Here is a 21,897-nt window from a genome sequence, read left to right on the forward strand (position 1 = left end):
TGACCGCCGGCATCCGCAGCCGCCTGCCCTTCGATCTGCAGGAGAGCGTCGGGCAGACGCCGTTCGACGGCACTCGCGCGGTCGTCTACGAGTACCTCGAGGGAGATCGCGTCCTCATCGACGACGTGGCCGCGCAGAGCGGGCTCGCGGACTCGATCGGCCGGGCCATCGGGGCGATCCACTCGCTCCCGGTGTCGTTCGTCCAGGAGGCGGGCCTGCCGATCGCGACCGCGCGCGACAGCGTGAACGAGACGGTCGCGGTGATCGAGCGCGCGGCCGACACCGGCCACGTCCCGGCGGCGCTCGTCGCGCGCTGGGAGTCGGCCTCCTCCGACGAGGCGCTCTGGCAGTTCGACCCGACCGTGGTGAACGGCTCGATGACCGCCGACTCCTTCCTCCGCTCGGGCGACGTCGTCGCGGCCGTGCTCGGCTGGGCGGCGCTGCGGGTCGGCGACCCGGCGCGCGACCTGCACTGGCTGCTGAGCGCCCCGGGCTCGGAGACGGCGCTCTCCGCCTACTCCCGGATGCGCGCGGGAGCAGTGGACCGCACGATCCGCCAGCGCGCCCAGCTCTACGCCGAGCTCGAGCTCGCCCGCTGGCTGCTGCACGGCACCGAGACCGACGACTCCGCCATCGTGGACGACGCGGTCGCCATGCTGGACACGCTGGTCGACAGCGTGCTCGGCGACCTCTCCGCGCCCCTCTCGACCGACACCGGCCCGGTGCTGGCGGTCTCGGAGGTCGAGGAGCTGCTCAACCGCACGCCGGGAGCCCGCACGGGCTCCTCCGCTCACGGCCGCGGGCTCGCTCCCGTCGCCGAGGAGAGCGACTCCGCGAGCTCGCGCTCGGAGTAGAACCGCTCGGGCCGCAGCACGAGGTCGTCGGCGACGAAGTAGAACACGGCGTCGACGCTCTCGAGCGGCACCCCCCGCCAGCGCGAGTAGGCGAGCCGGTACAGCGCGAGCTGGAACTGCTTGAGCTCGAGGTCGGCAGCGTCCTTCGGCGCTCGCCCGGTCTTTCAGTCGACGATCTGCACGCCGTCCTCCGTCGGGTACACCGCGTCGAGCTTGCGGACGACGACGTGGCCGGCGAGCTGGAGGTGGATCTCGATCTCGACCGCCTCCGGGCGCCGGTCGGCCCACTCCGAGCGCTCGAACGTGGCGATCAGGGCGTCGAGCCGCTCCTGCTCGACGGACGCGGGGCCGGCGTCGTCGAGCTCGTCGGGGAAGGTGTCGACCGCCTCCGCCCCGCCCTGGACGCCGAAGCGGTTCTCGACCCAGGAGTGGAAGGTCGTGCCGAGCCGGGTCTGCCGGTAGGGGCGCTCCGGCATCGGCCGGCGCAGCTGCGCGGCGACCTCGTCCGGAGTGCTGACGATGTCCTTGAACCGGGAGGCGGGGATGCGGGTGGGCAGCGGCGTGCGCTCGCCCCCGGCCAGCCGCACCGCCCGCTCGGCGAGCAGCAGGCGGATGTCGTCGCCGCGCGCTCCGAGCAGAGCGGGCTCGGCGCTGCGGACCCGGGCGGCGGCGGCGCGGACCCGGTCGCCGCGGGAGCCGACCGGCTCGTGGGGCCAGCCGAACGTGCGCGGGGCCCGCTCGACCGGGTTCTCCTCGCTCGCGGGCTCCGCCGGCACCCGCGGGATCGTGCCGGCCTCCTCGAGGTCGCGGAGGAAGACGCCCGGTCCGCGCGGCTTGGCCTGGCCGGCCCACCACGAGCCGCTGAGCAGGAGGTGGTGACGCGCCCGCGTGACGGCCACGTAGGCGAGACGCCGCTCCTCCGCCTCGTTGCGCTCGCGGAGGGTGTCGCCGAACGCTCCGATCGCGTCGACGACCTCCTTCTGCGTGCTGCAGCCGCGCCAGGCGAGATCGGGGAGCTCGGCGGCGTCGCCGCGGAACGCGTAGGGCATCGCGCCCAGTCTGACCCACCCGCGGAAGCCCTCGACCGGCGTGCCGGGGAGCTCGCCGTCGACCATCCGCGGGACGGCGACGAGGTCCCACTCCAGACCCTTGGAGCCGTGGATCGTCAGCAGCTGCACCGTCCCCGGTTCCGGGTCCTCCGGTCGCGGGGCCAGGCCGTCGCGCTTGTCCGCGAGGACGAGCCAGCGGAGGAATCCGCGGAGGGAGGAGCCGGTGCCGGCGCCGCGGTCGTCCGTCTGCAGGTACCCCGCCACCGCCTCGCGGAAGGCCTCGAGGTTGGCGCGGCCGTCCCCGCGCGACTCGTTCGCCTCGACCTCGATGTCCAGGCCCAGCTCCTGCTCGACCAGGGTGACGAAGTCGAGGAGGTCGAGCCCGGCCCGGGCGCGCAGCCGGGCGAACAGGGTGCCCGCCTCGTGCAGGCGCCGCAGGCCCTCGGCGCTGAACCCGCCGAGCGCGGAGTGGTCGATCCGCCCGTCGTCGCCGGGGCGGCGCGCCGCGATGAAGTCGAGGGCCTCGACGATCGAGCCGCCCTCGCCCTCGGTGACGGACGCGCGCATCCGCTCGCGCACCTCCTCCGGGAGCAGCCGGTGGGCGTGGTCGCGCGCCGCGAGCCACGAGGCGAGGTCGCGCAGCGCCTTGAGGTCGCGGACGTCCAGATGCCAGCGGTCGCCGGCAGGGTGGCGGACAAGCTCGATGCCGGCGACCGGGTCCTCGACCACGGTGAGCGCGGCGACGAGGTCGGCGATCTCGGGCTGCCGCAGCAGGCCCCCGATGCCGAGGATGTGGTACCGGACGCCGTGCTTCGCCAGCGCGGCGGCGAAGCGGTCCATGTGCGCGCGCACCCGGAAGAGCACCGCGGCCGACGGTGGCTCGGCGTTCTCGCGCAGTTGCCCGGCGAACCAGGCGGCGACGTCGTCCGCCTCCTCCTCGATCGTCTCGGGGAAGGTGAGCTCGACCGCGTGCTCGGAGGCCTGAGGCCCCGCGCTCAGCGTGTCGACCGCGACCGCGCTCCCCGCCGACAGCGGCTCCACGATCGCGTTCGCGGCGGTCAGCACGCGGCGGCCGTTGCGCCAGCTCGTGCTGAGGGAGAAGCGGCCCGCTCCCCCGAAATCGGTGCCGAAGCGGCCGAGCCCCTCGGCGCTCGCACCGCGCCAGCCGTAGATCGACTGGAGCGGGTCGCCCAGGACCCTCACTCTCTGGCCGGCGGAGCGCCGCGACAGGCGGCGCGTCTGCAGCACGGAGGTGTCCTGGTACTCGTCGAGGAGCACCACCCGGTACCTCGCGCGGTGCTCGTCCACGATCCGCGGCACCCGGTCGACGATCCGCAGCGCGAGGGCCACCTGGTCCGAGAACTCGACGAAGCCGCGCTCGGCCTTCGCCTCCTGGAACCGCTCGGCGAGCGCCGTCAGCACCGGCAGCGCGCCCACGGCCTGCAGCGCCTTCTCGAGCTCGCGGTAGAGCCCCGAGCCTCTGCCTCCGCGCGGCAGCTCGCCCAGGCGTAGGAAGGCCGCGGCGAACGCGGCGACCGCGGCCGGATCGGCGAGGTTGTCGGCGAGGTCGTGCGCGAGCGAGACGACGAGGTCGGTCAGCCGGTCGATGCCCGCCTCCACCTCGAGGATGCGCGGATCGGCCGTGTCGGCCACGACTCCCCGCGCGAGATGCCAGGCGGAGGCCTCGGAGAGCACGGTCGCATCCCCCTCGCGGCCGATCAGGGCTGCGTTGTCGCGGAAGATCGTGTTCGCGAAGGCGTTGTAGGTCGAGACGGTGGCGGCCTCGAACGGGTCGGGCGCCGACTGCCCGGGCGCGAGCGGGAGCAGGCCCGCCGCGCCGAGCTGGTCGATCCTCCGCCCGATGCGCTCGCCGAGCTCGGCCGCCGCCTTGCGGGTGAAGGTGAGGCCGAGCACCTCCGACGGCGCCGCGTGGCCGTTCGCGAGGAGCCAGAGGACGCGGTTCGCCATCGTCTCGGTCTTGCCGCTGCCGGCACCGGCGACCACCAGGGCAGGCTCGAGCGGCGCCTCGATGACGGCGCGCTGCTCGGCGGTGGGCGGGCGCAGGTCGAGGCGCTCGGCGATGGTCAGGGCGTCGATCACGGCAGCTCCTCCTCGGAGACGGCGGAGGGGTCGGGGTCGGCGGGGCCGGAAGGATCGGCCGGCGCATCGGGACCCGGCTCCTCGGAGTCCTCCAGGTCCTCTGTCTCGTCGGCCTCGTCGATCGCCAGGAGTCCGTCCCCCGGGACCTCGGGCACCGCGTGGATGCGGTACCGCAGGGCGTCGCCGGGGGAGAACGGGGTCGCGTCGAGCAGGCCCGAGAAGCCCGCCGCCGCCATGCCCAGGGCCGCGGCGCGGACGCGATCGCGCAGCCGCTCCAGCTCCTCCTCGCCGAAGCGCTCCTGGACCACCTCGCGGTACGGCTTCCCGCGCACGCCCGTCGCCACGAAGAGCAGCTTCGCGCCTCCCCCGTCGGCCGGGTCGGCCGCCTCGATCGCCCCTTCGGCGACGGCGAGCTGATAGCTGCCCAGCTGCGCGTGCTCGGCGATGTCGTCCTTGCGGGGGGTGCTGCGGCCCGTCTTGAGATCGACGATCGTGACGGAGCCGTCGGCCGCGCGCTCGACGCGGTCGATCGAGCCCCGCACCCGGGCGGGCGGGACGTCGAGCTCGAACTGCTGCTCGCGGCCGAGCACCACGCCTCCCCCGCGCTCGAAGTCGGCGAGGTAGCCCGCGAGGCCGTCGATCAGCCGCCGTGTGACGCGCTTCTGCCGCTCCCCCAGCCAGGGCGACTCGAAGACCAGCTCGGGCCACCGCGACTCGAGAGCCGCCCACAGCTCCTGCGGATCGGGCCGCTCGGCGTTCTCGAGGACCCAGTGCACGAGGGTGCCGACCCCCATCGCCGTGCTCGTCGTGGAGCCGGAGACGGCGTCGACGAACCAGTCCAGAGGGGACCGCTCGAAGGCCTCGAGGCGGCTCGGGGAGACGGAGACGGGACGCTCGGGGTCGCCGACGTCGAAGAGGGGCTCCGTGGTCGAGGGCTCGAGCACCCCGGACCAGGAGGAGGGGTCGGCGCCGGGGACCTCCGCGAGCGCCAGGGCGCTGAGCCCCCGGATGGCGGCGGGAGCCTCGGCCGAGTCCGGTGTGGTGGCGGTCCGGCGCAGCGCCGCCACCGCCCAGCCCAGCGTGAGCGGCACCGCGGCGGCCGAAGCGAGCCGCGGCGCCTCCGGCGGGGTGAGCCGGAAGAAGAGGGAGGGCGTCTCGTCCTCGCCCGCGACGGCGCTGAGCACCAGCTGCCGCCGGGCGCGGGAGGCGGCCAGGGCGAACATCCGGAGCTCGTCGTCGAGAGTGGCCTTGCGGGCGTCGAGCGGCAGTCCGCCCTCGCCGCGGGCGTGCCGCAGCAGGCCGTCCGGATCGAGCAGCGAGCCGCGCTGGCGGAGGTTGGGCCAGACGCCGTCCTGCAGCCGCGCCACCACCACGACGTCGAACTCCAGGCCGACGACCGAGGAGGGCGTGCCGATGAGGACCGCGTCCTCGACGGAGCGCGGAGCGAGAGTGTCCTCGGGCACCTCCGCCTCGAGGATCTCGGTGACGAAGCCGATCGCGGAATGCCCGGTCGCCCGCTCCACGAACCGGCGCGCGGCGCTGAAGAGGGCGACCACGCCGTCGAGGTTGCGGTTGGCCTCGGCGGCGGTCAGGCCGGTACCGAGGGCGAGCTCGCGCCAGGAGGACGCGACGCGGCTGGACTCCCACGCCGACCACAGGAGCTCCTCGATCGAGCCCCCCTCCTCGTGCAGGCGGCGGACCCGGTCGATCGTCACGGCCAGCCGCTCGGCCTGCCGGGCGGGAGCGGAGTCGATGGTCGCGAATCGGCCGGGCGCGGCGAGGGCCTCGACCAGCAGCGGGTCGCTCGCGCGGATGCCGCCGCCGGCCAGCTCCTCCGCCCGGAGTGCGAGCCGGAGCCGGCGCAGCCCCAGCCGGTCGACCCCGCCGAACGGGCCGAGCAGCAGCTCCGCCGCGAGCTCCGCGTCCAGGGGCCCCTCGCCGATCGCGACGCCGACCAGCACGAGCAGCGCCCGGGCCGCGTGATCGTCGCGCAGCGCCCGTCCGGCGAGCACGGAGCGGGTCGGCACCTCCGCCACCGCGAGCGCCTTCACCAGCGGCTGGACCGCGGCTCCGGAGCGGACGACGACCGCCATCCGCCGCCACGGCACTCCGTCGCGCAGCCGCCGCTCGCGCAGCAGCCGCGCCATCGTCGCCGCCTCGCGCGCCGCCGTCGGGGCGTGCAGCACCAGGACGGGCGCCGGGCCCGCCTCGGGGGCCGGAGCCGCGACCGCCGCCCGCTGCCGGCCGCCCGCCGCGGTGCCGATCCGCCCGGTGGCCGCCGACCCGACCGCCCGCAGCGCGGCCGAGTGGCGGTGCACCCGAGCGAGCACCAGCGTCTCGACGTCGGACGCGCCGATGCTCGCGGCGAACCGGCCGAGCGTGTCGGAGGCCGCGCCGCGGTAGGCGCTGGTCGCCACGTCCGGGTCGCCCAGCGCGATCACGGTCACCCCGCGCTCCGTCAGCGCCCGCAGCAGCACGAGCGTCGACTCGCTCGCCTCCTGGAGGTCGTCGACGACGACGAGGCGCAGCGCGTCGATCCGCTCGCCGCCCTCGCCGGCGCGGTTTGCCTCGGCCGCATAGGCCGCGAACTCCGCCGCGTCCAGGCGGGTCCCCGCCTGGGGCGCCATCCACTCGACCACCTCGCGCAGCTCGTCGAGCACGTCAGCCGCCGCGCTCCACTCGCCGCGCTCGGCGTCGACCCCGAGGGCGCGGATCGCGTCCGAGTCGAGCCCGTGCTCGGTCGCCCGCATCCCGAACTCGCGGAGCTCGGTCCGGAAGGTCCGCAGCCGCAGCACCTCGGGGCTGAACTCCTCCGGCCACCGCGGGCCGGTCCCCTCCTCGAGGTGGCCCTCGACGAGCTCCGACAGGAGTGCGTCCTGCTCGCCGCCGGTCAGGAGGGTCGGCCGCTCGAGGCCGCGCTCCTTGGCGGAGGAGGTGACCGCCTCGAACGCGAGTGAGGTCGCGGTCCGGGCGAGCGGGCCCCGGGTCGGCACTCCCAGCCGCAGGGCGAGCACGTCGCGCAGGGCGGTGGCGGCGGTGCGGCTGGCCGCGAGCACCACGACCGACTCGGGCGGGTACCCCCGCTCGAGGACGCGCTCGGCGACCAGCTCGACGACCGTCGTGGTCTTGCCCGTCCCCGGCGCCCCGAGCACGGCGGCGCTGCGGCCCTCGGGCAGCGCGAGCACCGCGCGCTGGGAGTCGTCCAGCACGACCGCGGGCTCGCCCGGGAGCGCCTCGCCGACGGAGGCTGCGGTGGAGGGAGCGGGGGTCGCGGGAGCGGTCACACGACCACGGTAGCCACCGGGTCCGACACTCCCGCCCGTCCCCGCCTGGAGCCCGCTCCGCCCGCTCCGCTCACCGCGAAACCGGCGCGGCCGTCCGAGCGCGGTCCCGTATCCTGACACCCTCGTCCCCTCCCGAAAGGCACTGCTGGTGGAAATCCGTATTGGAATGGTCAACACCCCGCGCGAGCTCAACTTCGAGTCGTCGATGTCCGTGACCGAGGTCGAGAAGACGGTGACCACCCCGCTCGAGGCCGGCACCGCCGTCCTCCCCCTCCGCGACGAGAAGGGCAAGATCTACATCGTCTCAACCGCCAACATCGCCTTCGTCGAGGTCGGCTCCGAGGAGTCGCGCCGCGTCGGCTTCGTCGCCTAGAGCGTCCCGGGCGGACACGTCGTGGAGCTCCTCTTCATCACCCTGTTCGGGGTCCTGATCGGTCTCGCCGCGCGCTACGGGCTGCCGCACCGGCACCTGCACGGCTCCGTGCTGGTCCCGGCGATCGGCGGCCTCGTCGCCGCGGTCGTCTGGGTCGCACTGACCTGGGCGGGCCTGCCGTGGGACGGCGGCCTGATCTGGGTCCTGTCCCTCGTCGCGACCGCCGTGGTCGTCGTCCCGGTCGGCCTCTCGCTCGGGCGCAGCCGCGCCCGCCGCGACGAGGCCTCCCTGCAGGCGATGCTCTCGGGACGCGTCGCCCCCTGATCCGAGCCGGAGGCGCGGGAGTCCTCGGACTTCCGCGCCTCCGTCGTTCCCGGCGTCCGGCGCAGCGACGCGCCGGGGACGGTCAGGCCGTGAGACCCAGCGCGTCCATCCGGCGCGTGTGCGAGGCGATGAGCTCGGTGAACACGGGCTCGATCCGCGACTCGTCGGAGTCGTGGTTGCCCGACCCCATCAGCGCGGAGCGCGCCACGAGGAGGGTGTCGCCCACCAGGCGGCGGCCCCAGACGGCCAGGCGCGAGCCCAGGCGCTCGTCCGCGGCGATCTCGCGGCGGAGGATCGCGATCACGCCGTCGACGCCCGTGTCCGCGCCGAGCGTCTGCGCGATGCGCGGCCCCACGTCGGTGGGCAGCCCGCCGGTGAGGCGGATGAAGAAGTCGTCGAGCAGGCCCGCCGTGATGTACGCCGAGAGCAGCGTCTCGTGGAGGTCCGCACCGCGGGTGAGCCGCTCGAAGGTGTCGATCGCGGGGCGGAACGGAGTCATGGCCTCGCCGGGCTCCACGTCGCGGCGGCGCAGCTCGGCGACGACCGCGTGGTGCTTCGCGAGCGCCGTGCCGGCGGCGGAGGAGATGGCCTCCTTGTCCGCGAGGTCGTCGGTCTCGGCGACGGCGCGCGCCAGCACCTCGAACACCGCGAGCTGGAGGTAGGCGACCTGGCCGAGGTAGGGCAGCACCTCGGGGGTGAGGTCGGCGAGGTCGACGCGGTCGCGCTTCTGGCTCGACTCCCCGCGGGGCGTCAGGCGGGGCACCTCGAGCAGGGGACGTCGACGTCGGAACCAGGCAGCCATTTCCTCAGCATAGGGCGCCGGAGGAGCAGGGTTCCGGGGCCGGCGGGGCCGGGAGCAGTAGACTCGCCGGGACGTCACCGGCGCTGGATCGGTGACCCTGCGCCCGGAGTCGTACAGGGGCGTAGACCGTTCGACACGACAGGCGCTTCACTCCGTGACTTTCTCCGATCTGAACATCGACGACGACATCGTCGCCGCACTCGCCGCCAAGGGCATCCTCGAGCCGTTCCCCATCCAGGAGCAGACGATCCCCTTGGCCCTGCAGAAGCAGGACATCATCGGCCAGGCCAAGACCGGCACCGGCAAGACCTTCGGCTTCGGCCTCCCCCTCATCCAGGCCCTCGGCACCGACCCGGAGCCGGGCGTCAAGGCGCGCATCGTCGTCCCGACCAGCGAGCTCGCCGTGCAGGTCACCGCGCACATCGACCTGGCCGCCTCCAACGGGCCGACCAAGATCCTCTCGATCTACGGCTGCAAGGCCTACGAGGGCCAGATCGAGCAGCTGAAGGCCGGCGCGCAGATCGTCGTCGGCACGCCCGGCCGGCTCCTCGACCTCGCCGGGCAGCGCCTGCTCTCCCTCGCCAACGTGCAGGTGATGGTCCTCGACGAGGCCGACAAGATGCTCGACCTGGGCTTCCTCTCGGACATCGAGAAGCTGTTCGCGCAGACGCCGCCCACCCGCCACACCATGCTCTTCTCGGCGACGATGCCGGGCGCGATCGTCGCGCTCGCGCGCCGCTTCATGAACAAGACCATCCACATCCGCGCAACCAACCCCGACGAGAGCATTACCCAGGCGAACATCAAGCACATCGTCTACCGGGCGCACTCGCTCGACAAGGACGAGGTCATCGCGCGCATCCTGCAGTCCGAGGGCCGCGGCAAGACCGTCATCTTCACCCGCACGAAGCGCGCCGCGGCCCGCATCGTCGAGGAGCTCAACGACCGCGGCTTCAACGCGGCGGCCGTGCACGGAGACCTCAACCAGGAGCAGCGCGAGCGCGCGATGGCGGCGTTCAAGGCCGGCAAGAAGGACATCCTGATCGCCACCGACGTCGCCGCGCGCGGCATCGACGTGAACGACGTCACCCACGTGATCAACCACACGATCCCGGACGACGACCAGACCTACCTGCACCGCGTCGGCCGCACCGGGCGCGCGGGCAAGACCGGCATCGCGGTGACCTTCGTCGACTGGGAGGACCTGCACAAGTGGGCCCTCATCAACCGGGCGCTGGAGTTCGGCCAGCCCGACCCGGTCGAGACCTACTCGTCGTCGCCGCACCTCTACACCGACCTCGACATCCCCGCGGGGACCAAGGGACGGCTGAAGCCGACCCCGATCCCCGCCGAGGCGAAGGCCGACGCGCGCCCGGACCGGGGCGAGCGCTCCGACCGCGGCGAGCGCTCCGAGCGGGGCGACCGGCCGCCGCGTCGCCGCACCCGCTCCGACTCCGCCGACTCGACCGCTCCGCAGCAGACCGGCCCCGCTCCCTCGAGCGAGAGCAAGGAGCACCACGACGGCAACAGCGAGCCGCGCCGCCGCACCCGGTCGCGCCGCCGCTCGCCGCGCCCCGACGCGCAGGCCTGAGCCTCCGCGCCCCGAGCCCGTCCCCCCGCGATCCGTCGCGGGAGGGCGGGCTCCCGGCGTCTCAGCGGCTCTCCCGCGACTCAGCGGTGTCCCCACGCGACTCAGCGGCTCTCCGCCCCTCAGCGGTCACGGTGATCCGGCGGCTCTCCGCCTGCCAGCGGCTCTCCGCGACTCAGCGGGCGGAGGAGCGGATCGCGTCGACGGTCGCGCGCGCGGTCGTGTTCTCGCCCAGGCGGTTGGGCTTGCCCGTGCCGTGGTAGTCGCTCGAGCCCGTGGTGACGAGCGAGTACTGCTCGGCGAGCTCGCGCAGGCGGCGCTTGCCGTCGGCCGTGTTCTCGCGGTGCTCGACCTCGAGGCCGAACAGGCCGGCGTCGACGAGCTGCGGGAGGATCGACTCGACCGCGATCCCGCGGGCGCTCGCGGCCGGGTGCGCGATGACCGGGACCCCGCCCGCCGCGCGGAGGCGATCGTCACCGCGATCGCGGCCGACTACGACCTCACCTGGGACGACGTCCTCGCCCAGACCAGCCCGGGCACGACCATCGGGCGTCCGCACATCGCCGACGCGCTCGTCGCCCGCGGCCTGGCCACCGACCGCTCCGCGGCCTTCGCGGGGATCCTCGACTGGCGCGGCGGCTACTACCGCCCGCACTACGCGCCCGACCCGGTCGACGCCGTGCGCCTGGTCCGCGCGGCGGGCGGGGTCCCGGTCATCGCGCACCCGGCCGCGAGCGCCCGCGGGATCGCGGTCGAGTCGATCCTCCCGCAGCTCGTCGACGCCGGCCTGTTCGGCCTCGAGGTCGAGCACCGCGAGAACACGGCCGACGGCAAGCGCCGCCTGCGCGAGCTCGCCGAGCAGTACTCGCTCGTCACCACGGGCTCGAGCGACTACCACGGCACGGGCAAGCCCAACCGCCTGGGCGAGAACACGACCGCGCGCGCGACCGTCGACGCGATCCGCTCCTCCGCCCGCTGAGTCGCGGAGAGCCGCTGGCAGGCGGAGAGCCGCCGGATCACCGTGACCGCTGAGGGGCGGAGAGCCGCTGAGTCGCGTGGGGACACCGCTGAGTCGCGGGAGAGCCGCTGAGACGCCGGGAGCCCGCCCTCCCGCGACGGATCGCGGGGGGACGGGCTCGGGGCGCGGAGGCTCAGGCCTGCGCGTCGGGGCGCGGCGAGCGGCGGCGCGACCGGGTGCGGCGGCGCGGCTCGCTGTTGCCGTCGTGGTGCTCCTTGCTCTCGCTCGAGGGAGCGGGGCCGGTCTGCTGCGGAGCGGTCGAGTCGGCGGAGTCGGAGCGGGTGCGGCGACGCGGCGGCCGGTCGCCCCGCTCGGAGCGCTCGCCGCGGTCGGAGCGCTCGCCCCGGTCCGGGCGCGCGTCGGCCTTCGCCTCGGCGGGGATCGGGGTCGGCTTCAGCCGTCCCTTGGTCCCCGCGGGGATGTCGAGGTCGGTGTAGAGGTGCGGCGACGACGAGTAGGTCTCGACCGGGTCGGGCTGGCCGAACTCCAGCGCCCGGTTGATGAGGGCCCACTTGTGCAGGTCCTCCCAGTCGACGAAGGTCACCGCGATGCCGGTCTTGCCCGCGCGCCCGGTGCGGCCGACGCGGTGCAGGTAGGTCTGGTCGTCGTCCGGGATCGTGTGGTTGATCACGTGGGTGACGTCGTTCACGTCGATGCCGCGCGCGGCGACGTCGGTGGCGATCAGGATGTCCTTCTTGCCGGCCTTGAACGCCGCCATCGCGCGCTCGCGCTGCTCCTGGTTGAGGTCTCCGTGCACGGCCGCCGCGTTGAAGCCGCGGTCGTTGAGCTCCTCGACGATGCGGGCCGCGGCGCGCTTCGTGCGGGTGAAGATGACGGTCTTGCCGCGGCCCTCGGACTGCAGGATGCGCGCGATGACCTCGTCCTTGTCGAGCGAGTGCGCCCGGTAGACGATGTGCTTGATGTTCGCCTGCGTGATGCCCTCGTCGGGGTCGGTCGCGCGGATGTGGATGGGCTTGGTCATGAAGCGGCGCGCGAGCGCGACGATCGCGCCCGGCATCGTCGCCGAGAAGAGCATGGTGTGGCGGGTGGGCGGCGTCTGCGCGAACAGCTTCTCGATGTCCGAGAGGAAGCCCAGGTCGAGCATCTTGTCGGCCTCGTCGAGGACCATCACCTGCACGTTGGCGAGGGAGAGCAGGCGCTGCCCGGCGAGGTCGAGGAGCCGGCCGGGCGTGCCGACGACGATCTGCGCGCCGGCCTTCAGCTGCTCGATCTGGCCCTCGTAGGCCTTGCCGCCGTAGATCGAGACGATCTTGGTCGGCCGGTTGGAGGCGGCCAGCTCGATGTCCTCGGTGACCTGCACGGCGAGCTCGCGGGTCGGGACGACGATGAGCGCCTTGACGCCCGGCTCCGGGTCGGTGCCGAGGGCCTGGATGAGGGGGAGGCCGAAGCCGAAGGTCTTGCCGGTGCCGGTCTTGGCCTGGCCGATGATGTCCTGCTTCTGCAGGGCCAAGGGGATCGTCTGCTCCTGGATGGGGAACGGCTCGAGGATGCCCTTGGCGGCGAGTGCGGCGACGATGTCGTCGTCGATGTTCAGATCGGAGAAAGTCACGGAGTGAAGCGCCTGTCGTGTCGAACGGTCTACGCCCCTGTACGACTCCGGGCGCAGGGTCACCGATCCAGCGCCCGTCCCGGCGAGTCTACTGCTACCGGCCCCGCCGGCCCCGGAACCCTGCTCCTCCGGCGCCCTATGCTGAGGAAATGGCTGCCTGGTTCCGACGTCGACGTCCCCTGCTCGAGGTGCCCCGCCTGACGCCCCGCGGGGAGTCGAGCCAGAAGCGCGACCGCGTCGACCTCGCCGACCTCACCCCCGAGGTGCTGCCCTACCTCGGCCAGGTCGCCTACCTCCAGCTCGCGGTGTTCGAGGTGCTGGCGCGCGCCGTCGCCGAGACCGACGACCTCGCGGACAAGGAGGCCATCTCCTCCGCCGCCGGCACGGCGCTCGCGAAGCACCACGCGGTCGTCGCCGAGCTGCGCCGCCGCGACGTGGAGCCCGGCGAGGCCATGACTACGTTCCGCCCCGCGATCGACACCTTCGAGCGGCTCACCCGCGGTGCGGACCTCCACGAGACGCTGCTCTCGGCGTACATCACGGCGGGCCTGCTCGACGACTTCTTCATCCGCCTCACCGGCGGGCTGCCCACCGACGTGGGGCCGCGCATCGCGCAGACGCTCGGCGCGGACACGGGCGTCGACGGCGTGATCGCGATCCTCCGCCGCGAGATCGCCGCGGACGAGCGCCTGGGCTCGCGCCTGGCCGTCTGGGGCCGCCGCCTGGTGGGCGACACCCTCCTCGTGGCGCGCTCCGCGCTGATGGGGTCGGGCAACCACGACTCCGACGAGTCGCGGATCGAGCCGGTGTTCACCGAGCTCATCGCCTCGCACACGCGCCGGATGGACGCGCTGGGTCTCACGGCCTGACCGTCCCCGGCGCGTCGCTGCGCCGGACGCCGGGAACGACGGAGGCGCGGAAGTCCGAGGACTCCCGCGCCTCCGGCTCGGATCAGGGGGCGACGCGTCCCGAGAGCATCGCCTGCAGGGAGGCCTCGTCGCGGCGGGCGCGGCTGCGCCCGAGCGAGAGGCCGACCGGGACGACGACCACGGCGGTCGCGACGAGGGACAGGACCCAGATCAGGCCGCCGTCCCACGGCAGGCCCGCCCAGGTCAGTGCGACCCAGACGACCGCGGCGACGAGGCCGCCGATCGCCGGGACCAGCACGGAGCCGTGCAGGTGCCGGTGCGGCAGCCCGTAGCGCGCGGCGAGACCGATCAGGACCCCGAACAGGGTGATGAAGAGGAGCTCCACGACGTGTCCGCCCGGGACGCTCTAGGCGACGAAGCCGACGCGGCGCGACTCCTCGGAGCCGACCTCGACGAAGGCGATGGTGGCGGTCGGGACGATGTAGATCTTGCCCTTCTCGTCGCGGAGGCGGAGGACGGCGGTGCCGGCCTCGAGCGCGGTGGTCACCGTCTTCTCGACCTCGGTCACGGACATCGACGACTCGAAGTTGAGCTCGCGCGGGGTGTTGACCATTCCAATACGGATTTCCACCAGCAGTGCCTTTCGGGAGGGGACGAGGGTGTCAGGATACGGGACCGCGCTCGGACGGCCGCGCCGGTTTCGCGGTGAGCGGAGCGGGCGGAGCGGGCTCCAGGCGGGGACGGGCGGGAGTGTCGGACCCGGTGGCTACCGTGGTCGTGTGACCGCTCCCGCGACCCCCGCTCCCTCCACCGCAGCCTCCGTCGGCGAGGCGCTCCCGGGCGAGCCCGCGGTCGTGCTGGACGACTCCCAGCGCGCGGTGCTCGCGCTGCCCGAGGGCCGCAGCGCCGCCGTGCTCGGGGCGCCGGGGACGGGCAAGACCACGACGGTCGTCGAGCTGGTCGCCGAGCGCGTCCTCGAGCGGGGGTACCCGCCCGAGTCGGTCGTGGTGCTCGCGGCCAGCCGCACCGCCGCCACCGCCCTGCGCGACGTGCTCGCCCTGCGGCTGGGAGTGCCGACCCGGGGCCCGCTCGCCCGGACCGCGACCTCACTCGCGTTCGAGGCGGTCACCTCCTCCGCCAAGGAGCGCGGCCTCGAGCGGCCGACCCTCCTGACCGGCGGCGAGCAGGACGCACTCCTGTCGGAGCTCGTCGAGGCCCCCCTCGCGGCGGGGACCCGCCCGCGGTGGCCGGAGGAGTTCAGCCCCGAGGTGCTGCGGCTGCGGACCTTCCGGACCGAGCTCCGCGAGTTCGGGATGCGGGCGACCGAGCACGGGCTCGACTCGGACGCGATCCGCGCCCTCGGGGTCGACGCCGAGCGCGGCGAGTGGAGCGCGGCGGCTGACGTGCTCGACGAGCTGCGCGAGGTGGTCGAGTGGATGGCGCCCCAGGCGGGGACCCGCCTGGACGCGGCGGAGTTCGCGGCCTATGCGGCCGAGGCGATCCGCGCCGGCGAGGGCGGCGAGCGGATCGACGCGCTGCGCCTCGTCGTCGTCGACGACCTCCAGGAGGCGAGCGAGTCGACGCTCGTGCTGCTGCGGGCGCTGACGGAGCGCGGGGTGAGCGTGATCGCGCTGGGTGACCCGGACGTGGCGACCAGCGCCTACCGCGGCGCGGCCTCCGACACGCTCGGCCGGTTCGCCGCGAGCATCGGCGCGTCCGACGTCGAGACGCTGGTGCTCGCTCGGGTGCACCGCCACTCGGCCGCGCTGCGGGCGGTCGTGTCGGCGGCCACCGAGCGGATCGGCACCGCGGCGGCCGGCCGGCAGCGGGCGGCGGTCGCGGCTCCGGCCCCCGAGGCGGGCCCGGCGCCCGTCCTGGTGCTGCACGCCCCGACGGCGGCGCGCGAGGCGGCGACGATGGCGCGGCTGCTGCGCGAGCGGCGGCTGCGCGACGGAGTGCCGTGGCGGCGGATGGCGGTCGTCGTCCGCTCCGGAGCCGCGGTCCAGCCGCTGGTGAAGGCGCTCGCGGTGGCGGAGGTGCCGACCCGCTCCGTGCTCGCCGGACGGGCGCTGCGCGACGATCACGCGGCCCGGGCGCTGCTCGTGCTGGTCGGCGTCGCGATCGGCGAGCGGCCCCTGGACGCGGACCTCGCGGCGGAGCTGCTGCTCGGCCCGTTCGGCGGGGTCGACCGGCTGGGGCTGCGCCGGCTCCGGCTCGCACTCCGGGCGGAGGAGCTGGCCGGCGGCGGCATCCGCGCGAGCGACCCGCTGCTGGTCGAGGCCCTCGCCGCGCCCGGCCGATTCGCGACCATCGACTCCGCTCCCGCCCGGCAGGCCGAGCGGCTGGCCGTGACGATCGACCGGGTCCGCCGCCTGCACGAGGAGGGGGGCTCGATCGAGGAGCTCCTGTGGTCGGCGTGGGAGTCCAGCCGCGTCGCGTCCTCCTGGCGCGAGCTCGCCCTCGGTACCGGCCTGACCGCCGCCGAGGCCAACCGCAACCTCGACGGCGTGGTCGCCCTCTTCAGCGCCGCGCGCCGGTTCGTGGAGCGGGCGACCGGGCATTCCGCGATCGGCTTCGTCACCGAGATCCTCGAGGCGGAGGTGCCCGAGGACACTCTCGCTCCGCGCTCCGTCGAGGACGCGGTCCTCATCGGCACGCCCTCCTCGGTCGTCGGCCTGGAGTTCGACGTCGTGGTGGTGGCGCGGCTGCAGGACGGCGTCTGGCCCAACCTCCGCCAGCGCGGCTCGCTGCTCGATCCGGACGGCCTGCTGCGGCACGCCCGCGGCGAGGGCGGACTGCCGCTCGACGCCCGCAAGGCCACTCTCGACGACGAGCTACGGATGTTCGCCCTGGCCGCCTCCCGCGCCCGGCGGCAGCTGGTGCTCAGCGCCGTCGCGGGCGAGGACGAGACGCCCTCCCTCTTCTTCCGGCTCACCCCGCCGGACGCGCCGCGGCTCGATCCGGCCTCCGCGGTGCCGCTCACGCTGCGCGGGGCGGTGGCGGCGCTGCGCCGGACCGCCACCACACCGGACTCGACCGAGGCTCCCGCCGCCATCCGGGGGCTCAGCGCCCTGGCGCTCGCGGAGGTCCCCGGCGCCGACCCCTCCTCCTGGTCCGGGGTGCTCGAGCCCTCGACCACGGAGCCCCTCTTCGACGTCGGCGACCCCGAGCGTCCCGTCTCCGTCTCCCCGAGCCGCCTCGAGGCCTTCGAGCGGTCCCCTCTGGACTGGTTCGTCGACGCCGTCTCCGGCTCCACGACGAGCACGGCGATGGGGGTCGGCACCCTCGTGCACTGGGTCCTCGAGAACGCCGAGCGGCCCGATCCGCAGGAGCTGTGGGCGGCTCTCGAGTCGCGGTGGCCCGAGCTGGTCTTCGAGTCGCCCTGGCTGGGGGAGCGGCAGAAGCGCGTCACACGGCGGCTGATCGACGGCCTCGCGGGCTACCTCGCCGACTTCGAGCGCGGGGGAGGCGTGGTGCTCGGCCGCGAGCAGCAGTTCGAGCTCGACGTCCCGCCCGCCCGGGTGCGGGGCTCGATCGACCGCGTCGAGCGCGCGGCCGACGGCTCCGTCACGATCGTCGATCTCAAGACGGGCCGCAGCACCCCCCGCAAGGACGACATCGCCGAGCACGCGCAGCTGGGCAGCTATCAGCTCGCCGTCGCCGAAGGGGCGATCGAGGCGGCCGACCCGGCCGACGGGGGAGGCGCGAAGCTGCTCTTCGTGGCGACGGGCGTGCGCGGGAAGCCGTACCGCGAGGTGGTCCAGGAGCGCTTCGGCGAGGAGGAGCTGGAGCGGCTGCGCGATCGCGTCCGCGCCGCGGCCCTGGGCATGGCGGCGGCGGGCTTCTCGGGCCTGCTCGACGCGACCCCGTTCTCCCCCGGCGACGCCCTGCGGTACCGCATCCACGCGGTGCCCGAGGTCCCGGGGGACGGACTCCTGGCGATCGACGAGGCCGACGAGACAGAGGACCTGGAGGACTCCGAGGAGCCGGGTCCCGATGCGCCGGCCGATCCTTCCGGCCCCGCCGACCCCGACCCCTCCGCCGTCTCCGAGGAGGAGCTGCCGTGATCGACGCCCTGACCATCGCCGAGCGCCTCGACCTGCGCCCGCCCACCGCCGAGCAGCGCGCCGTCATCGAGGCGCCGCTCGAGCCTGCCCTGGTGGTCGCCGGTGCCGGCAGCGGCAAGACCGAGACGATGGCGAACCGCGTCCTCTGGCTCCTCGCGAACGGCCACGCGGCGCCGTCGGAGGTGCTCGGCCTCACCTTCACCCGCAAGGCGGCGGCCGAGCTCGGCGAGCGCATCGGGCGGAGGATCGACCAGCTCGGCGCGGCGGGCCTGCTCCCGCTCGCGCCCGGGCAGTCGGCGCCCGACCCGTTCGAGGCCGCCACCGTCTCGACCTACAACGCCTTCGCGAACACGATCTTCCGCGACAACGCAGCCCTGATCGGCCGCGAGGGGGATGCGACCGTGCTCTCCGAGGCCTCCGCCTGGCATCTCGCGCGGGGAGTCGTGGCCGACACGGCCGATCCGCGCATCCTCGAGGTGGAGGCGGGCATCGACCGGCTGACCGACCTCGTCGTCTCGCTCGCGCACGACCTCGCCGACAACCTCGCCGATCCGGCCGCGGTCGCCGCGTTCGCCGAGGACTTCCTCCGCCTGGGCGAGCTGCCGCGCGGAGGCAGCGGCTCGGGGCTCTACCGCGAGCTCGAGAAGGCGCTGCAGGCCGTGGGCGCGCTGCCGGTGCTGACGGCGCTCGCCGAGCGGTTCCAGGAGGCGAAGGCCGAGCGCGGCTTCGTCGAGTTCTCGGACCAGGTGGCCCTCGCGCTGCGGATCGTCGACCGGGTGCCGCGGATCGTGGACGAGCACCGCGCGAGGTACCGGGTGGTGCTCCTCGACGAGTACCAGGACACCTCCGTGCTGCAGACCCGCCTCCTCTCGCGGCTCTTCGCCGGGCAGGGAGTGATGGCCGTGGGCGACCCGCACCAGTCGATCTACGGCTGGCGCGGTGCGAGCGCCGAGGGGCTCGGCCGCTTCGGCACCGATTTCGGGGGAGCGGGCCGCTTCTCCCTCAGCACGAGCTGGCGCAACGGCCGCCGCGTGCTGACCGCCGCGAACGCGATCGTGGAGCCGCTGTCGGCGGGGAGCGCGGTCGCGGTCGACACGCTGAGCGCGGGGCCTCAGGCCTCCGAGCACGCGGTCGAGCTCACCTTCCCCGAGACGATCGAGGAGGAGGCGGACGACGTCGCCGCCTGGTTCGCCGGGCAACTGCGCGAGAACGCCGAGCCACCGTCGGCCGCGGTGCTCTTCCGGGTGCGCGCGCACATGGACCGCTTCGCCGCCGCGCTGGCGAAGCACGGCGTCCGGTACCACATCCTCGGCATCGGGGGCCTGCTGCGGCAGCCCGAGATCGCCGACCTCGTCGCCGCGCTCACCGTGGTCGAGGACCCGGCCGCCGGCAGCGAGCTCGTCCGCCTCCTTGCCGGCGCCCGCTGGCGTCTGGGCGTCCGCGACCTCAAGGCGCTGCGCGACCTCGCCTCGTGGCTCGCGGCGCGCGACCACGCCCACCGGCTGCTCCCGGAGGAGGTGCGCGAGCGGATGCGCGCGTCCGTCACCGAGGGCGAGGGCGGCTCGATCGTCGAGGCCCTCGACTTCATCGCGGCGCGCCGCCCCGGCGACGACGGGCGGATCGACCACTCCGCGCTCGGCGGGTTCAGCGCCGAGGGCCTGCGGCGCCTGCACGAGGCGGGCACCCTGTTCGCCCGGCTGCGCGCCCGGGCCGGGCTCGACCTCCTCGACTTCGTCACCCTGGTCGAGCAGGAGCTGGGCCTGGACATCGAGGTCGAGGCGAACGAGTCGCGCGGGGACGGCCGCGCCAACCTCGAGGCCTTCCGCGAGGCGGTGGCGGGGTACCTGCAGACGGACGACCGCGGCGCCGGCACCGGCTCCTCCCTCCGCGGATTCCTCCGCTGGCTCGTCCTCGCGGACAAGCGCGACGGCCTGGCCCCGCGACCGGAGGACCCGGAACCGGGGACGGTGCAGCTGCTGACGATCCACGGCTCCAAGGGTCTGGAGTGGGACCTCGTCGCCGTCCCGCGGATGGTCGACGGCGAGCTCCCCGGCACGCCGGTCGAGGGCTTCCGCGGGTGGGTCAGACTGGGCGCGATGCCCTACGCGTTCCGCGGCGACGCCGCCGAGCTCCCCGATCTCGCCTGGCGCGGCTGCAGCACGCAGAAGGAGGTCGTCGACGCGATCGGAGCGTTCGGCGACACCCTCCGCGAGCGCAACGAGGCGGAGGAGCGGCGTCTCGCCTACGTGGCCGTCACGCGGGCGCGTCACCACCTCCTGCTCAGCGGCTCGTGGTGGGCCGGCCAGGCCAAGCCGCGCGGACCGGGCGTCTTCCTCCGCGACCTCGAGGAGGCCGGCACGATCCCGCGGCTGCCGACCGAGCCCGCGAACGAGGAGAACCCGCTCGAGCGGGCCCCGCGCACGTTCCGCTGGCCCCACGATCCGCTCGGCTCCCGCGGCGACCGGGTCCGCGCCGCCGCCGCCCGGGTCCGCAGCGCCGAGCCCGCTCTGCTCGGAGCGCGCGGCGACGACATCCGCCTGCTGCTCGCCGAGCGGGCGGTGCGGCTGGCCGGGGGCGAGCGCACGCCGCTGCCCACCCGCATCCCCGCCTCCCGGTTCAAGGACATCGTCAGCACTCCGGACGAGGTCGCCGCGCAGCTGCGCCGGCCGATGCCGGAGCGCCCCTACCGGCAGACCCGGCTCGGCACGACCTTCCACTCCTGGGTCGAGAACCGCTTCGGCGTCCAGGGCGGGGCGGAGGCGGTCGACACCTTCCCCGACGAGCTCGACGACGCCGGCCCCGCGTCCGTCGAGCAGGAGCGGCTCGACGCCCTGATCGCCACGTTCGAGCGCTCGGAGTGGGCCGACCGGCGCCCGGAGGCGGTCGAGATCGAGATCCACCTCCAGCTCGCCGGCCACGTCGTCGTCTGCAAGCTCGACGCGGTGTACCCGACGGAGGACGGCGTGCAGATCGTCGACTGGAAGACCGGGCGAGCGCCGAAGGACGCTGCCGACCTCGAGCTCAAGCAGTTCCAGCTCGCGCTGTACCGGCTCGCCTACTCGCGCTGGCGGGGGGTGCCGCTCGAGAGCGTCGACGCCGTGTTCTACTTCGTCGCCGACGACCTCGTGCTGCGGCCCGAGCGGTTCTACTCCGAGCGCGAGCTCGCGGAGTCGCTCTCCTCGGCGACGGGAGCGAGCCCGCGGCCGTGAGCGGAGGAGCCCGTGCGGGCTCCCGGCGTGCGGTTGAGCAGCTCCTCGACCTCCGAGACCGCCAGCACCGGGCCGGTGTCGGTCGAGAGGGGCGCGGAGAGGTCGCCGAGCACGCTGTCGACCAGCGTGTCCAGCATGGCGACCGCGTCGTCCACGATGGCGGAGTCGTCGGTCTCGGTGCCGTGCAGCAGCCAGCGGGCGAGCTCGAGCTCGGCGTAGAGCTGGGCGCGCTGGCGGATCGTGCGGTCCACTGCTCCCGCGCGCATCCGGGAGTAGGCGGAGAGCGCCGTCTCCGAGCCCGGGGCGCTCAGCAGCCAGTGCAGGTCGCGCGCCGGGTCGCCGACCCGCAGCGCCGCCCAGCCGAGCACGGCCGCGACGACGTCGCCCGAGCGGAGGAAGGAGTCGGCGGTCATCGAGCCGTTCACCACGGTCGGGTCGAACTGCCAGAGCGCCTCGTCGGAGGAGGCCGACTCCCAGCGCGCGACGAGCGCCGCCGGGACGTGGCCGGTGTCGGCCGCGCGCTCGATCACCGCGACCGTCTCGTTCACGCTGTCGCGCGCGGTCGCGATCGGCAGGCCCGCCTCCTGGACGAACGACACCGGGAGCGAGTGGATCGCCCCGATGGCCCGGCCGATCGAGTCCGCGAGCCCGCTCTGCGCGGCCACGTCGTCGATGAGGACGCGATCTCCCTCGAGGTACTCGTAGACGACCGCGCGAGTGCCGTCGAACGGCGTCTGCCCGACGCTCTCCTGCAGATCGAAGGGCAGGCGGCTGCGGATGCCGGCGGTCA

Annotated in this window: 15 protein-coding genes; 8 read left to right on the forward strand and 7 right to left on the reverse strand. The window is 74.6% G+C overall.

All coding sequences use genetic code 11. From position 1 onward, the window contains the following. A partial coding sequence (locus C5C27_RS10390; protein WP_104314337.1) for a phosphotransferase occupies positions 1–854 on the forward strand: 854 nt, incomplete at its 5' end. A gap of 164 nt (positions 855–1,018) precedes the next feature. On the opposite strand, the gene C5C27_RS10395 is transcribed toward C5C27_RS10390, so the two are convergent. Both C5C27_RS10395 and C5C27_RS10400 read right to left on the reverse strand, forming a co-directional pair. Further along, positions 1,019–4,003, reverse strand: coding sequence for an ATP-dependent helicase (locus C5C27_RS10395; RefSeq protein ID WP_258066617.1), 2,985 nt, complete (start codon positions 4,001–4,003; stop codon positions 1,019–1,021). Further along, positions 4,000–7,287 (reverse strand): ATP-dependent DNA helicase, encoded by a 3,288-nt coding sequence (locus C5C27_RS10400; RefSeq protein WP_104314338.1) that lies wholly within the window; start codon positions 7,285–7,287, stop codon positions 4,000–4,002. Before C5C27_RS10400 ends, C5C27_RS10395 begins: the two co-directional genes overlap by 4 nt. 148 nt (positions 7,288–7,435) lie before the next feature. On the opposite strand from C5C27_RS10400, the gene C5C27_RS10405 reads away from it, so the two are divergent. Both C5C27_RS10405 and C5C27_RS10410 read left to right on the forward strand, forming a co-directional pair. Further along, a complete protein-coding gene (locus tag C5C27_RS10405; RefSeq protein ID WP_104314339.1) occupies positions 7,436–7,660 on the forward strand; it encodes a DUF3107 domain-containing protein in 225 nt (74 codons plus the stop codon). A gap of 21 nt (positions 7,661–7,681) precedes the next feature. After that, positions 7,682–7,984, forward strand: coding sequence for a hypothetical protein (locus tag C5C27_RS10410; protein WP_104226942.1), 303 nt, complete (start codon positions 7,682–7,684; stop codon positions 7,982–7,984). Between the two features lie 82 nt (positions 7,985–8,066). On the opposite strand, the gene C5C27_RS10415 is transcribed toward C5C27_RS10410, so the two are convergent. After that, positions 8,067–8,786 carry a ferritin-like fold-containing protein gene (locus C5C27_RS10415; protein WP_104224843.1) on the reverse strand — a complete coding sequence of 240 codons (720 nt, stop codon included), beginning with the start codon at positions 8,784–8,786 and terminating at the stop codon, positions 8,067–8,069. A gap of 154 nt (positions 8,787–8,940) precedes the next feature. Between C5C27_RS10415 and C5C27_RS10420 the strand changes: the two genes are divergently transcribed. Both C5C27_RS10420 and C5C27_RS10425 read left to right on the forward strand, forming a co-directional pair. After that, positions 8,941–10,377: a DEAD/DEAH box helicase gene (locus tag C5C27_RS10420; protein ID WP_104314340.1), complete on the forward strand. Its 1,437-nt coding sequence runs from the start codon at positions 8,941–8,943 to the stop codon at positions 10,375–10,377. A 253-nt stretch (positions 10,378–10,630) separates the two neighbouring features. After that, positions 10,631–11,353, forward strand: coding sequence for a PHP domain-containing protein (locus C5C27_RS10425; RefSeq protein WP_258066619.1), 723 nt, complete (start codon positions 10,631–10,633; stop codon positions 11,351–11,353). Positions 11,354–11,525: 172 nt separating this feature from the next. Here the strand turns inward: C5C27_RS10425 and C5C27_RS10430 are convergent, their stop codons facing one another. After that, positions 11,526–12,962 (reverse strand): DEAD/DEAH box helicase, encoded by a 1,437-nt coding sequence (locus C5C27_RS10430; RefSeq protein ID WP_104314341.1) that lies wholly within the window; start codon positions 12,960–12,962, stop codon positions 11,526–11,528. A gap of 149 nt (positions 12,963–13,111) precedes the next feature. On the opposite strand from C5C27_RS10430, the gene C5C27_RS10435 reads away from it, so the two are divergent. After that, on the forward strand, positions 13,112–13,831 hold the full coding sequence (locus C5C27_RS10435) for a ferritin-like fold-containing protein (RefSeq protein WP_104314342.1): 720 nt from the start codon (positions 13,112–13,114) through the stop codon (positions 13,829–13,831). 82 nt (positions 13,832–13,913) lie between these two features. Here the strand turns inward: C5C27_RS10435 and C5C27_RS10440 are convergent, their stop codons facing one another. Continuing rightward, positions 13,914–14,216, reverse strand: coding sequence for a hypothetical protein (locus C5C27_RS10440; protein ID WP_104226942.1), 303 nt, complete (start codon positions 14,214–14,216; stop codon positions 13,914–13,916). Positions 14,217–14,237: 21 nt separating this feature from the next. Then, positions 14,238–14,462, reverse strand: a complete 225-nt coding sequence (locus C5C27_RS10445) for a DUF3107 domain-containing protein (protein WP_104224841.1) — start codon at positions 14,460–14,462, stop codon at positions 14,238–14,240. Between the two features lie 148 nt (positions 14,463–14,610). On the opposite strand from C5C27_RS10445, the gene C5C27_RS10450 reads away from it, so the two are divergent. Then, positions 14,611–17,898 (forward strand): ATP-dependent DNA helicase, encoded by a 3,288-nt coding sequence (locus tag C5C27_RS10450; RefSeq protein ID WP_104314343.1) that lies wholly within the window; start codon positions 14,611–14,613, stop codon positions 17,896–17,898. After that, complete coding sequence (locus tag C5C27_RS10455) at positions 17,895–21,107, forward strand: ATP-dependent DNA helicase (protein WP_104314344.1); 3,213 nt, start codon at positions 17,895–17,897, stop codon at positions 21,105–21,107. Before C5C27_RS10450 ends, C5C27_RS10455 begins: the two co-directional genes overlap by 4 nt. Here the strand turns inward: C5C27_RS10455 and C5C27_RS10460 are convergent. After that, the coding region (locus C5C27_RS10460) for a phosphotransferase (protein WP_104314337.1) at positions 21,044–21,897 on the reverse strand (854 nt) is incomplete at its 5' end. The two genes, C5C27_RS10455 and C5C27_RS10460, sit on opposite strands and share 64 nt — an antisense overlap.

This window comes from Rathayibacter sp. AY2B7 (genome assembly GCF_002931635.1).
Lineage (GTDB): Bacteria > Actinomycetota > Actinomycetes > Actinomycetales > Microbacteriaceae > Rathayibacter.

What these genes read in the sequence shown, in the direction of transcription:
- C5C27_RS10415 (WP_104224843.1), bottom strand. Translation starts at nt 8,786, where the DNA reads ATGGCTGCCTGGTTCCGACGTCGACGTCCCCTGCTCGAGGTGCCCCGC.
- C5C27_RS10435 (WP_104314342.1), top strand. Translation starts at nt 13,112, where the DNA reads ATGGCTGCCTGGTTCCGACGTCGACGTCCCCTGCTCGAGGTGCCCCGC.